This is a genomic window from Streptomyces sp. KL116D (assembly GCF_030766975.1).
In the GTDB taxonomy this organism is placed as follows: Bacteria; Actinomycetota; Actinomycetes; order Streptomycetales; family Streptomycetaceae; genus Streptomyces; species Streptomyces longispororuber_A.
The window spans coordinates 17,063-29,919 of the sequence record NZ_JASERH010000103.1 but is presented as its reverse complement, the minus strand read 5'-3'; the positions used below and the strand labels follow the sequence as shown (position 1 = coordinate 29,919).

The 12,857-nt window shown below is 71.3% G+C and carries 13 protein-coding genes and 2 pseudogenes; 9 read left to right on the top strand and 6 right to left on the bottom strand.

All coding sequences use genetic code 11. The features are described from left to right. Positions 1-137: 137 nt before the first annotated feature. The 3 genes from RBJ77_RS40325 to RBJ77_RS40315 all read left to right on the top strand — a co-directional run bounded on the left by RBJ77_RS40325 (position 138) and on the right by RBJ77_RS40315 (position 1,936). Positions 138-887: an SDR family oxidoreductase gene (locus RBJ77_RS40325; RefSeq protein ID WP_372349513.1), complete on the top strand. Its 750-nt coding sequence runs from the start codon at positions 138-140 to the stop codon at positions 885-887. 191 nt (positions 888-1,078) lie between these two features. Further along, the gene (locus RBJ77_RS40320; protein ID WP_372349512.1) at positions 1,079-1,675 is read left to right on the top strand and encodes a YceI family protein; all 597 of its coding nucleotides are present in this window, start codon (positions 1,079-1,081) and stop codon (positions 1,673-1,675) included. Between the two features lie 66 nt (positions 1,676-1,741). Beyond that, a complete protein-coding gene (locus RBJ77_RS40315; protein ID WP_372349511.1) occupies positions 1,742-1,936 on the top strand; it encodes a hypothetical protein in 195 nt (64 codons plus the stop codon). A gap of 110 nt (positions 1,937-2,046) precedes the next feature. Here the strand turns inward: RBJ77_RS40315 and RBJ77_RS40310 are convergent, their stop codons facing one another. Further along, entirely contained in the window at positions 2,047-2,316 is a 270-nt protein-coding gene (locus tag RBJ77_RS40310; RefSeq protein ID WP_372349510.1) for a WhiB family transcriptional regulator, read from the bottom strand. A 453-nt stretch (positions 2,317-2,769) separates the two neighbouring features. Here RBJ77_RS40310 and RBJ77_RS40305 point away from each other — a divergent pair, with 453 nt between their 5' ends. The 4 genes and pseudogenes from RBJ77_RS40305 to RBJ77_RS40290 all read left to right on the top strand — a co-directional run bounded on the left by RBJ77_RS40305 (position 2,770) and on the right by RBJ77_RS40290 (position 6,311). Beyond that, on the top strand, positions 2,770-3,666 hold the full coding sequence (locus RBJ77_RS40305; protein ID WP_372349509.1) for an RNA polymerase subunit sigma: 897 nt from the start codon (positions 2,770-2,772) through the stop codon (positions 3,664-3,666). 120 nt (positions 3,667-3,786) lie between these two features. Then, positions 3,787-4,221 carry a cupin domain-containing protein gene (locus tag RBJ77_RS40300; protein WP_372349508.1) on the top strand — a complete coding sequence of 145 codons (435 nt, stop codon included), beginning with the start codon at positions 3,787-3,789 and terminating at the stop codon, positions 4,219-4,221. 189 nt (positions 4,222-4,410) lie between these two features. Continuing rightward, positions 4,411-4,875 (top strand): hypothetical protein, encoded by a 465-nt coding sequence (locus tag RBJ77_RS40295; protein WP_372349507.1) that lies wholly within the window; start codon positions 4,411-4,413, stop codon positions 4,873-4,875. A 190-nt stretch (positions 4,876-5,065) separates the two neighbouring features. After that, positions 5,066-6,311 (top strand): annotated as a pseudogene (locus RBJ77_RS40290) (globin domain-containing protein). Between the two features lie 65 nt (positions 6,312-6,376). Here RBJ77_RS40290 and RBJ77_RS40285 read toward each other — a convergent pair. Beyond that, positions 6,377-7,489 (bottom strand): LuxR C-terminal-related transcriptional regulator, encoded by a 1,113-nt coding sequence (locus RBJ77_RS40285; protein ID WP_372349506.1) that lies wholly within the window; start codon positions 7,487-7,489, stop codon positions 6,377-6,379. Between the two features lie 133 nt (positions 7,490-7,622). Between RBJ77_RS40285 and RBJ77_RS40280 the strand changes: the two are divergent. Further along, a pseudogene (locus RBJ77_RS40280) lies at positions 7,623-7,955 on the top strand (cupin domain-containing protein); the annotation flags it as partial. 38 nt (positions 7,956-7,993) lie between these two features. On the opposite strand, the gene RBJ77_RS40275 reads toward RBJ77_RS40280, so the two are convergent. From RBJ77_RS40275 to RBJ77_RS40265, 3 genes are all read right to left on the bottom strand, one after another. Continuing rightward, entirely contained in the window at positions 7,994-8,611 is a 618-nt protein-coding gene (locus RBJ77_RS40275; protein WP_372349505.1) for a MarR family winged helix-turn-helix transcriptional regulator, read from the bottom strand. Then, the gene (locus RBJ77_RS40270; RefSeq protein WP_372349504.1) at positions 8,608-9,957 is read right to left on the bottom strand and encodes an NAD(P)/FAD-dependent oxidoreductase; all 1,350 of its coding nucleotides are present in this window, start codon (positions 9,955-9,957) and stop codon (positions 8,608-8,610) included. Before RBJ77_RS40270 ends, RBJ77_RS40275 begins: the two co-directional genes overlap by 4 nt. A gap of 217 nt (positions 9,958-10,174) precedes the next feature. Beyond that, a complete protein-coding gene (locus RBJ77_RS40265; protein WP_372349503.1) occupies positions 10,175-10,945 on the bottom strand; it encodes a methyltransferase domain-containing protein in 771 nt (256 codons plus the stop codon). 28 nt (positions 10,946-10,973) lie between these two features. On the opposite strand from RBJ77_RS40265, the gene RBJ77_RS40260 reads away from it, so the two are divergent. Beyond that, positions 10,974-11,444, top strand: coding sequence for a MerR family transcriptional regulator (locus tag RBJ77_RS40260; protein WP_372349502.1), 471 nt, complete (start codon positions 10,974-10,976; stop codon positions 11,442-11,444). Between the two features lie 133 nt (positions 11,445-11,577). On the opposite strand, the gene RBJ77_RS40255 is transcribed toward RBJ77_RS40260, so the two are convergent. Then, positions 11,578-12,813, bottom strand: coding sequence for a hypothetical protein (locus RBJ77_RS40255; protein ID WP_372349501.1), 1,236 nt, complete (start codon positions 12,811-12,813; stop codon positions 11,578-11,580). Between the last annotated feature and the right edge of the window lie 44 nt (positions 12,814-12,857).

The following is a 12,857-nucleotide window of genomic DNA, read 5'->3' as shown; positions in this document are numbered from 1 at the left end:
ACGGATCCGAGAACCGGCCAGGGATCGTCCGAGATTCTTCCGAGGTTTTTTCCGGGGCACCTGTCACAAACCCCCGGACAATCCGGTCTCTACCTAGTGCAGAACGAAATCACGAATCTTCCGAGAGGATTTACATCATGAAGGTCGTCGTCATCGGCGGTACCGGGCTCATCGGCTCGAAGCTGGTCGGCAAGCTCAACGAGCACGGTCACGAGGCCGTGCCGGCGGCGCCGAACACCGGCGTCAACACACTGACGGGCGAGGGTCTCGCCGAGGTGCTCAAGGGCGCCCAGGTCGTGGTCGACGTCTCCAACTCCCCCTCGTTCGCGGACGACGACGTGATGGAGTTCTTCCGCACGTCGACGACCAACCTGCTCAAGGCGGAGGCCGACGCCGGTGTCACGCACCACGTCGCCCTGTCCGTCGTGGGCACGGAGCGTCTCCAGGGATCCGGTTACTTCCGTGCCAAGCAGGCGCAGGAGGAGCTGATCAAGGCGTCGGGCATCCCCTACTCCATCGTGCACGCCACGCAGTTCTTCGAGTTCATGAAGGGCATCGCCGCCGAGGCCACCGACGGTGACACCGTGCGTCTCGCCCCGGTCAAGATCCGCCCCGTGTACTCGGACGACGTGGCCGCCGTCGTGGGCCGGACGGCCGTCGGCACCCCGGTCAAGGGCGTGGTCGAGGTGACCGGTCCCGAGACCTTCCAGCTGGACGAGCTGATCCGCAAGGGCCTCGCCGCGAAGAACGACCCGCGCACCGTGGTGACCGACCCGCACGCCACCTACTTCGGTGTCGAGCTCGACGAGACCACGCTGCTCCCCGGTCCTGACGCGCACGTCGGCGACACCCGGTTCGCCGACTGGATCGCCCAGCAGCAGGCGTGAGCATTCCGGGGCGGCCCTGTGCACGGGGCCGCCCCGGCGCCTTTTTCCTTTCTCGCCATCCCGCACATCCGCATATTCACACCCCCCGTATCCACACCCCCCCCGTATCCACCCCCCATATCCACACCCCCACGTATCTGCGCATCCGCACATCCACATATCCGTACGCCCGCACGAGGAAGAGGCTCGCCATGCCCGAAACCAGCCAGCAGACCTCGGCTCCCGGCACCAGTCCGTACGAGCAGCTGACCGGCTCGTACACCATTGATCCGGTCCACAGCACACTCGGTTTCTCCGTCCGTCACGCCATGATTTCCAATGTGCGCGGGAAGTTCGACTCCTTCGAGGGGCTCCTCAAGATCGACGGTGCGCGGCCCGCTCTGTCGGAGGCACATGTGAGCGTGCAGACCGAGAGCCTGGACACGGGCATCGAGGACCGCGACGCCCACCTCAAGGGGCCCGACTTCTTCGACTCGGCGAACTTCCCCGTGATGGCCTTCCGTTCCACCCGCATCGTCCAGGCGGGCGACGACCGGTTCCGGCTGCTCGGAAGCCTGCGGATCAAGGACATCGAGCTGCCGCTCACCCTCGACATCGAGTACGGCGGCGCCGCCCTCGACGCCTCGGGACAGCACCGGATCGGCTTCGAGGGGCGGGCCACGCTCCGCCGCTCCGACTGGGGACTGAGCTGGAACGCGGCGCTGGAGACGGGCGGGGTCCTCGTCAGCGACAAGGTGACGCTGATCCTCGACATCTCCGCCGTCCAGGTCGACCGGACCGACGCCTGACCCCAGGACGCCCGACGCCGTCCCACCCTGCGTCGCACCGCCCGCCCCGCCGACCCAGGACGCGTGATGACCACCACCTCCGACATCCCGCTCGACCTCGCGGCCGCCGCCCGGACCCTGGCGGCGGAGGCCACGGCGCTCCAGGCCCGCGTCACCGAACTGCGCGACGCGCTCGCCCTGCTCGACCTCCAGATGGAGTTCGTCGCCGCCTCCCTGCACCGGCTCCGCAGCGACGCCCCCGGCCCACTGCCCGGCTTCTGAGTGCCCGTCAGGGGCCGGCGCCCGCCGGACGTTTTCCCCGGGGCTCGTTACCCCAGGTCCCGCCCGATCGGCTCGATCGGGCGGGACCTGGGCGTTCTCGGGGTCGGCCGTCAGGCGGCCGCGCCGCCCGGCCGTCGCTGGTCGCGTGCCATGCGCCGGCGCGTCGAGCGGCGTTCGGCCTCCGTCGTCCCACCCCAGATCCCCTCCACGGAACCGGCGTTCAGCGCCCACGTCAGGCACTGCTGCGACACGGGGCATCTGCCGCACACGGCCTTCGCCTCGTCGATCTGCACGAGTGTCGCGAAGGTGCTGCTGTTGCCGATGGGAAAGAAGAGGTCGGGGTCCATGCCTCGGCACGTGGCCGAATCACGCCAGTCCATGAGCTTCCTCCTACGCGGAAGGGGGCGAAAGGTGGGTGGGATCTGCAGGCTGCGACGCGCAGGACGTGCCCGAGGCCGCCGCGGACACGCGGCCTCGGATCACCCGGGGCCGCATCACACGGTGTGTTCCGCCGGTGCGGTGCATGCACTTGTCAGCCACGTCACGTTCTCTGGTAAGGGAGACCGAACGATCGGCCGTTGTGTGACAGCGCGGGCGGCCGCCGGGAACGGTCCGGGGCCCCGAACTCCCGCGCCCGCCGGGCCGGATGTCACAGGACCCGAGCCTGTCCGGTCTCGTCTGTCGAATGGTCGAGCAGTCGGACAGGGAGAAGACGCCGCGCGCGGGGTCGCCTTCCTCCGCCGCGAAGAACGGAGCGCCTGCCCACGCGCCGGCCGAACGCCGGGGCCACCAGCAGGTGGCGGTGGCGTGCCGCGGGAGAGGGAGGTAGGGGCATGGAGTTCGCCGACGAGGCGCTGCCGATCGGGGAGTTGGTCGACGAGCGTCGGCATCTGCTCGACGTGGCCTTCTGGATGCTGGGCAGCGCCGGCGAGGCCGGCACCGTGGCGGACGAGGCGTACCAGCAGTGGTACGCGCTCGAGCGCTCGGAGCGGGAGGGCATCGACGAGCCGCGTGCGTGGCTGTCCCGGGCGGTGGGCGGGATCTGTCTGGAGCGTCTTGCGCGGCCCGGGCGGCGCCGTCGCGACGGCCCGGACGCCGCTCCGGCCGACGACGCCGGGGAGCGGCGGCGGATGCTGGAGCGGGAGGTGAGCGAGGTGCTGCTGGGCGCGCTGGACGCGCTGTCCCCGGCCGAGCGGGCCGCGTTCGTCCTCAACGACGTGTTCGGCATGGCGCCGCGCACGGTCGCCGACATCGTCGGTCAGTCCGAGCCGGCGTGTTCGGAACTGGCCGACCGGGCCCGGCGGAGCCTGCGCGCCCGGCGGGGCCGGCCCACTTCACCGCAGGAACAGGACGCCGCGGCGCACGCGGTGCGCGAGGCGTGCGCGGCACAGGACGCGGACCGGCTGCTGCGGCTGCTCGCGTCGGACGTGACGGCGTTCTTCGACGGCGGGGGCAAGGTACGGGCCCAGGTCCGGCCCGTGCACGGCGCGGACCCGGTGGCCAGGAGCCTGCTGACGCTGCTGGTCCCGCGGGCGCGCACGACGGTCGACTCGCACTCCGTCAACGGCCGGACCGGTCTCGTCGTGCGCTACGACCGGCGGGTCGCCGCGGTCATCAGTCTCGACATCGCCGACCGCCGCGTCGTCCAGGTCTGGGTCGTCGTCAATCCCGACAAGCTCCTCCCCTGGAACCGGGGGGCGCCCGGCCGGCCGCGCGGGGTCACCCCATGACAGCAAGACACACCTTCTGTCGAACCGTGCAACACTGTTCCACAGCGTTTGCTCGCGGTGCCCGAACTCCGGCTCACCGCACTCCACTTGTTCCCCCCTTACTTCCCTGAAGGGACCGTCATGCGCACACTGTCACGTCTGGGCGCGACCTGCGCCGCGCTCGCCACTCTCGCCCTCCCCGCCACCGCGGCCCACGCGACCCCGGGCGGGCCCGGCGTCACCGCGAAGCTCATCGCCCGGACCACCGTCGGCGACCAGGACTACATCCTGCGCGAGATCACCATTCCCCCCGGCCAGGGCACCGGATGGCACTACCACGACGGCACCCTGTACGGCTTCGTCAAGCAGGGCACGCTGAGCCACTTCGACGCCGACTGCGCCTCGGACGGTGTGTACCCGAAGGGCAGTTCCCTCAAGGAGCCGTCGGGCGCCGACCACGTGCACATCGGCGTGAACCGCGGCACCACCGACATCGTTCTGGACGTTCTCTACGTCCTGCCGCACGGCGCACCGTTCGCGCAGGACGCCCCCAACCCCGGTTGCGACTTCGAGTGACGTATCGAGTGACGTTTCGAGTGACGTTTCGAGTGATGTGAGGTCGATCCGATCACACCCACTCCACAAGGGGCTCCCCCAGATGGTGTGAAGTGGTATGTGTAAGGAGCCGGACGACAGCCGGACGACCCTGCGCGGCGAGCCGAGCGCGGACGCGACCACATGGGTTGAGGACGAGAGGAACACAGAGTGTCTGTCACCCACGCGGCACATCACATCGAGGTCACCGCCGAGGGCCTCCAGGAGGACCTGGCCCGCCTGGAGGTCCAGAAGCACGCCCTGGAGAGGGAGCTCGCCGCGGTCGTCGCCCACCTCGGCTCCGTCCAGCGGGCCCTCGGAGCCCTTCAGGTCCTCATGTCGCCCACAGTCCAGGGCACCCCGGTCACCTCAGTCACCTCGGTCACCCCGGTCACCCCGGTCATCCCGGAGTCCGGCGAGGAGGGCGGCCACAAGAAGTACGGCAAGCTCACCGAGCAGATCCTGGACTACTTCACCGAGGCGGGCGGCGCCGACGTGCGCGCCCGCGACGTCGCCGCCGCGCTCGGCCGGGCCACGGACAACGGCAGCATCAACGCCGTGCGCAGCACGCTCGACCGGCTGGTCGCCACCTCCCGCGTCCGCCGCGCCGGCCGCGGCCTCTACCGCGCCGCGTAACCGCCCGCACGGCCGGTGTTCCCCCTGCGGTCCCGGACCGCAGGGGGAACCCTTCTTTCCCGAACAGTGTGAATCAGCGTTCCGGTGCGGCCGAAAACACACCCTTTAATGCGCATCCAAGACTCCAATTAACTACCATGGTGTTGTGCGTAACACGTACGCACGTCGCTTGAACGCGATAGGAGTCACCGTGCTCTCCAGACAGGCAGCACCGATCGTCCGCGACACGCTCCCGGCGGTCGGAGCCTCCCTCGGTGCCATCACCGAACTCTTCTACACCCGGATGTTCGAGGAACGTCCGGAGCTGCTGCGCACCCTCTTCAACCGGGCGAACCAGGCCAACGGCGCCCAGCGCGAGGCGCTCGCGGGAGCGGTGGCCGCCTTCGCCACCACGCTCGTGGAACACCCCGGCGAGCGCCCCGACGCGATCCTCGGGCGCATCGCCAACAAGCACGCCTCACTGGGCATCACCTCCGACCAGTACACGCTCGTGGGCCGCCATCTGCTGGGCGCCGTCAAGGAAGTCCTGGGCGACGCCGTCACCCCGGCAGTGGCGGCCGCCTGGGACGAGGTGTACTGGCTGATGGCCAACGCGCTCATCGCCATGGAGGCCCGGCTGTACGCCGGGGCCGGCGTCGACGACGGTGTCGTGTGGCGGGACATGGAGATCGCCGACCGCACCGAGGAATCGGCCGACACCGCGTCCTTCGAGCTGCGCCGCCCCGACGGACTCCCCACCGAGCCGTTCCTGCCCGGGCAGTACGTCAGCGTCCGGGTCGAACTGCCCGACGGGGCACAGCAGATACGCCAGTACAGCCTCTCCACCTCCCCCGGCCGGAAGACCTGGCGCATCACCGTCAAGCGGGAGCGGTCGGCGGACGGCCGGGTTCCCGAGGGCGAGGTGTCCTCCTGGCTGCACGCCCACGCTCGGGCGGGGCAGCTCCTCCAGGTCTCCCTGCCCTTCGGCGACCTCGTGCTCCCCGACGGCGAAGGACCGCTGCTGCTCGCCTCCGCGGGCATCGGGATCACCCCGATGCTGTCCATGCTCGACCACCTGGCCGGCGTCTCGCCGAACCGCCCGGTCGTCGTCATCCACGCCGACCGCTCCCCCCCCCGACCACGCCCACCGTCAGGAACTGGCCGAACTCGTCGGCCGGTTGTCCCGTGCCTCGCTGCACCTCTGGTACGAGAACGGGGCCGGGGAGTGGTACGAGACCGTCGCCGGCGAACCCGGCGAGCCGCGGGCCCACGAGGTGCACGTACGGGAAGGCTGGGCCGACGTCACCGGTCTGACGCTGCCTCAGGAGACCACCGCGTTCCTGTGCGGGCCGCTGCCGTTCATGCAGGCGGTCCGCGGTGACCTGCTGACCCACGGACTCAGCCCGGCGGCCGTGCACTACGAGGTCTTCGGCCCCGACCTCTGGCTCAGCAAGTAGGCGAGCGAAGGAGGCGAGCGAAGGAGGCGAGCGACGACTCCGGTGAGGCAGCCGAGCGGGCGACGTCAGTACGGTTCGGAGAGGAGGATCCCCACCAGGTCCCGCCGGCTGCGCACCCCGGTCTTCGCGAACACGCTCTTGAGGTGCTGCTGCACCGTGTGGGGCGTCACGGAGAGGCCGGCGGCGATCTGGGCGGTGGACCTGCCGCGCAGGATGAGACGGACCACGTCCCTTTCCCTGTCCGTCAGTTCGTAGGCCGAGAGCAGCAGCGGCAGCATCCGTCCCGGCGACGCCTGCTCGATGATCACCGCGACTCCGTCCGCGTTTCCGTCCGCGATCCCGTCCGCTTTTCCGGACCCCGGCACGTGCGTCCCGTAGAGGGCGAACCTGCCGCCGTCCGCGGCGACGACGCGGGCGTAAGGGGCCCGTACCGCGTCCTCGCCCCGGTCCACGGCACGCAGCGTCGCGGCCGCCACCGCGACGACGGCCGCCGGCAGCCCGGCCCCGCCGGGATCGTGGCCGGGAAACCGCCGCAGCCGGTGCTCGATGCCGGGCGACGCCGAGCGCACCGTGAAGTCCCGGTCGAGGAGCACGAGGCCCGGACCGCCCTCGTCCGCAGCGCGGTTCGCGGTCCCCGCCGCGCCCGCTTCTGGTGCGCTCGGCAGGAGCATGCGCCGGACGGCGTGCGCCACGACCGGTGCGATGCGGCGGAGCACGGCACGCGCGTCGGCGTCGAACGGCGGCCGGACCGCCTCGCGATAGAGCGACAGCGCGCCCCAGGTCTCGTCGGGCCCCGTGCGCAGGCTCACCCTCAGTTCCTGGTCGCTGCCGACCGCCAGGCTCCGCCGCCAGCGGGTGCTGGCCCGTACGTCTCCGCCGGTCGCCTCGTGGATGCCGCCCATGCCGGACGCGGTGCGGCAGAGGTCGGCGATGCGGTTCACGTCGTCGCCGTAGTGCTCGTGGATCATCAGCTCCTCGAGCAACTCCGCGGGCACGTCGGCCCTGCCCCGCCGGAAATGGCTGGTGACCAGCAGGGAGGCGGGGTCGACCGTGTACCAGCAGGTGTCCCACACGCCGGGAACGACGGCGCACAGGGCGTCGGTCACCTCGCTCCACAGGGACACGAGGTCCTTGCTGCGTTCGGCTGCGTCGCCGACCTGCCGGGCGACCCGTCTCATTGCCGAGTCTTTCACCGCCCCACCCTATGGCCGACGGGAAATCGGGTACCAGATTTCTGGAATACCCGCACCGCGGACCGATGCCTAAGTTGTTCTTCGCCCGTTGTTCGACGGTGGACGCCGAGGGGAATTCATGTTTGAGCTGACTCCGCAGACCCTGGCCCGTGCGCTGGGTCGCAAGGACGCTCCCGCGCTGCGGGTCCTGCCCGGTGTGGAGAGCCGCCTCCTCATGCCCGGCAGCGCCACCGCGGGCCGGTTCTCCCTGGTACAACACCTGCTGGAACCAGGGGCGTTGGGGATGCCGGTGCACCGCCGGTCGCGCGAGGACGTGTACGCGTACGTGGTGAGCGGCGAGGTCGCGGCACTGTCGGACGAGGAATCGCCCGACGCTCCGGCGGAACGGCAGTTCTGCCACGAGCGCGGACAATGGCATGCGTTCTGGAACGGCGGGAACGGACCCGCCTCCGTACTGGAAGTCATCGCGCCCGCCGGATTCGAGAAATTCTACGAGGACTGTGCGGAAATCTCCGGGCCGGTCGACGAGAACGCTTTGTCCGCATTGGCTTCCGCATACGGTGCGGAGTTCGACTGGTCGGCCACGTCCGCGGTCGCCCGCACCAACGCCTTGTCGTTCCCCGCCCGTCCGTCCGCCCCTTCCAGCAGATAGGCGAGCAGCCTCCGGTCCGCGCCCCCAGCGCCCCCAGCGCCCTCCGCATTGAGGACCCGGACGGTGTGCCGGACGGCCTCCTCGGCCAGCGGGGTCCCGCGGCGCAGCGCCTCGACGGCCGCGGGTGTGAGGTGCACGTCGACGCTGCGCCGGTCGCGGGCCGCGGTGGCGGTGGTGATGAGACCGCGGTCCTGAAGTCGGGTCACCAGCCTGCTCGTGGCCGACTGGCTCAGCCCGATCTCGGCGGCCAGGTCGTGGAGATAGAGCCGGCCCGCCGCGCCGGCAGCGCCCTCCTGCAGCACCGTCAGCGCCTGGAACTCCCGCAGGCTCAGACCCAGTTCCGCGTGGAGCCGCCGGTCCACCGAGCCCTCGATCCTGCGGTGGAGACGGTCCAGCGCGCGCCACCGTGCGCCCAGGACCGAGGCCTCGCCCGTCGTCCCTCCCGGCGGCTTCACGGGGCCGGTACGTCCGCGGCCCGCTCGCGCGGGCGCGGGTTCCCGTGGGACACGAAGGCATCCCGCGGCCGCTGCACCGAGGCCAGCGAGACGACGTCCCTGCCGAACAGGGCGGCGGTGGTCCAGACGGCGAGCACCCGGACCTTGCGTTCCCACGTCGGGACGGCGAGCACGTGGTATCCGCGGTGCATCAGCCAGGCGGGGAACCCCTTGACGACCAGACGCCGGTACTGGAAGATCCCGCGCCCCAGGCCCAGCGTCGCCACCACGCCCAGACTGTGGTGCACGTAGTCCTTGGGTGCCCGTCCGCGCAGGGTCGCCAGGATGTTCTTCGCCAGCCGCTTGCCCTGCCGCACCGCGTGCTGGGCGTTCGGCACCGTGTGCGCTCCCGGCCGGTGCACCGCCAGGTCGGGTACGGAGGCGTCGTCGCCCGCCGCCCATACGTCCGCGACCACCTCGGTCTCCGTGCCGACGCGGAGGTCGGCGCGCACGGTCAGCAGACCGCGTTCGTCGACGGGCAGGTCCGTGTGGTTGTGCACGACGGGGTTCGACGCGTTGCCCGCGCTCCACACGAGCAGCCCCGTCTCGAACTCCTCGCCGCTCGACAGCACGACGTGCCCCTGGAGCGCGGACACGAGCTGGGTGTTCAGGTGCACCCGCGCGCCCCGCTTCTCCAGCGCGCCCACCACCCAGGCGCCGGGCCGGTCGCCGACCTCGGGCAGGATCCGGCCGCGCGCCTCGACCAGATGGAACCTGAGCTCCTCCGGGGCGAGTTCCGGATAGTGGCCGAGGAGCGCGGTCGCCAGGGAGAGCAGTTCGCCGAACCCCTCCACCCCGGAGAAGCCCCCGCCGACGAAGGTGACGGTGAGGAGCTTGCGGCGTTCGGGGCCCGGCGGCAGCGATGCCGCCCGGTCGAACGAGGTGAGCAGCCGGTCGCGGATGGCGACGGCCTCCTCCACGTGCTTGAGTCCGATCGCCTCCTCACCGACCCCGGGGATCGGGAAGGTGCGGGTGACCGCCCCGGCCGTCACCACGAGGATGTCGTAGGTGAGCTGGTGGTCGGGGCCGCTGAGCGGGCGGACGGTGACGGTGCGTTCGGCGTTGCGGATGTCCGTCACCGTGCCGGAGACCAGCCGGGTGCGGTGCAGGTGCCGGCGCAGGGACACCGCCGCGTGCCGCGCCTCGATCGACCCGGCCACCACCTCCGGCAGGAACGGCTGGTACGTCATGTAGGGCCGCGGGTCGACGACGGTGACCCGCGCCTCCCCGCGCCGCAGCTTCTTCTCCAGGCCCCACGCGGTGTAGAACCCCGCGTAACCGCCGCCCACGATCAGGATCTCCCGCACGGTGTCCTCAGTTCTCTCGGCTTCACCCCTCAAGACAGCGTCGGAGCGTCAGTTGTGACACCGGCTCAGCGGGACTGGTCGGCCGGCCGGATCAGGATCTCGTTGACGGCGACGTGCTCGGGCTGGGTGACCGCGTGGACGCTCGCCGCCGACCGCGCCTTCTGCGAGGCCGGAGGAGCCGCCGGGGCGGCCGGAGGTGTCGGCGGGCTGAGGCCCGTCAGGCGGAGGCGGCGGCCACGAAGAACGGGATGGCGATGAGGAGGCGGCCGGCCTCGGCGCGCCGGCGCTGCTCGGCGAGCCACGTGTCGGCCCGCTCCCGCTCGACGGCACCACTCGTACAGGCGGGCTCGGCGAGCCGGGTGAGCAGCGGCAGCATCGCGGGGTCGGTGAACACGCTGGTGTGCGCCTCGACGGTGACGTCCTGGAAGCCGCCGTCCAGGAGCAGGTTGCGGTACTGGCGGCCGGCCCGGGGCGCGCCCAGGAGGTCGGCGCGGGCGTGCACGATCGTGCGGGTGAGCGCCGCGTCGTCCGAGTCGACCATGACGGCGTCCCAGTCCTGCCCGACCAGGACGATCCTGCCGCCCGGGCACAGGACGCGCCGCGCCTCCGCCACCGCCCGCCCCGGCTCCCGCAGCACGTGGAACACCTTGTCGGCGCGGTAGCCCCGCACGCTCGCGTCGGCGAACGGCAGTTCCTCCGCCCTCGCCTCCCGGAACTCGGACGCCTGCCACCGCTCCCGGGCCGCGGCCAGCATCCACGCGTCGGGGTCCACGCCCACCGCGTGGACCCCGCGTTCGGTCAGCTCGGCGACGGCGCGCCCGGCACCGCAGCCGACGTCCACGACCGTCGAACCGGGGACGGGGGACAGCAGTTCGTAGGAACGGGCCCGCAGCAGACGGGCGTCCGGCATCTGGTCCGCAGCGTCGAGTACGGCCAGCAGGGCTTCGGTGTCGCGGTGCGTTCCCGTGGGTTCCTGTTTCTTGGACATGCACCTCAGCCTGCGACTTAATGTCGACATGAAGTCAAGCGGCGACAACGGAGACAACAGGGGCGACGGCGCCACCACGATGAGCATCGGCGCCCTCGCGGCCCGGTTCGGCCTTGCCACACACGTCCTGCGGCACTGGGAGTCGATGGGCCTGCTGCACCCCGGACGGGACGCGGCCGGGCGCCGCCGCTACACCGGGACGGACCTCACCCGCGTGGCGACGATCCTCGTGTTCAAGGAGGCCGGCCTCGACCTGGACACCATCAGGACCCTCTCCACCACCGCGGCGGACCGCGCCACCCGCCACGAGATCCTGCGCGCCGAGGCCGACGAGATCCGCTCGAGAATCGCCGCGGCCCAGACGTCGTTGGCACTGATCGAAGGCGGCCTGACCTGCACCCACGAGGACGTCACGGAGTGCCCGAACTACCAGCGCCTCATCGCCGAGCGGATCGGCGCCCCCACGGCTCCGTCGGAGGAGCCACCGGAGGGCCCGTAGGACGCGCCGGTGAACCGGATCGACGAGGTCAAGGCGCGCTTCTGGGGCGAGGGTTCGTACGGGGTCCGGGCCACGTACCGCTGGACGGACGACTGACCCGACCGACCCCACTGCCGGGACGCTGCTCCAGAAGTCAGCTCACCACGGGATTGCCGCGGAGATTCGCATCACCGCACGGCCACGGCCCCTCGGCAAGCGGCCCCAACGGAGCCCGAAACACGAGGACTTCACCGTCCACGGACACGACGACGCGGCCACCCTCCAACAGCAGGGTGCGGCCGAGGACGTTCCGGCCTTCGTCGTCCCTCGCGAACAGCTCGTGCACGTCCAGGTTCGCGTCGACGGCGAGGAGCTTGCCGTGGCGCCAGAACACGGCGGTGCCCTCACGGTCCATCGCGGGACAGGACGTGGAGTAGCCCGTCAGCGCGGGCCCGTCCACGAGCGAGCCGTCCGGCGCCAGCCGCCGGAACCGTGACCGCGACGGCAGGCGGTTCTCCAGCTCGGGGCCGCAGACGGTGCCCCTGTCGTCGACGAGCAGGGCACCGTGACTGGCCCACCTGACAGTGACGTCGCCCTCGCGGTCGTAGCGGCCCGTGGTGAACTCCCCGTATCCCTGGGACCCGATCAGGAACTCACCAGGGCCTGCTATCGCCTTCCGGCCCGAGGGCGCCGGGGAAGTGGCGGAGACGATCGCTCCGTCGGCGAGGCCGAGGAAGAAGGTCCGCCCGATCCCGCCCCGAGCGTCGACGAAGCCGGCCGCCACTCGGTCGCCCGAGACGAGCAGCGGCTCCCAGTGGTCGACGTCCACCTCATCCGGCACCCAGGGCCGCAGAGGGCGCACCTCCCAGCCGGTCCGTGCGCTCATCCCCTGCACGCCCGGATGGGAAAGGGCTCCCATCACGATCGGCGTCGACCACAGGCAGGCCCCCTCCCACGTGTAGCGAGCGACACGCGCCCGGGAGAAGTCAGTTCGCCTGTCCTGCGAGGTCCTCAGAATGGCGGAGACGCCGGCCCAGGCGACGAGGAACCCGTCGTCGAGCAGGACGAACGCGCTGATCTCCTCGCCGGGTTCGCACTCGGGCACGACGGTCCGGCGCGTGATCCCGTCGGCGCCGATGCCCTCCAGAGCCCGGCCGCTCCGATGCAGGACAGCGAGCCACAAAGTGCCGTCCTCGGACAGCCGGGACCGCGGCCGCCCGGTCCCGGCGAAGCGTCGCTCCCACGCCACCTCGCCCGCCCCGTCCACCGACGTCACGACCGTCTCCAGCGGGCTCGCCCCATAGCTGGTGACATACAGCGGACCGGACGCATCCTGCGCGGCCACCGACCAGACCTGGCCCGGCATGGTGATGCGGGACGAGAGAGCCATAGGTGCGGATCCTTCCACCACTGGTCAGGACGCTGACGGTTGAG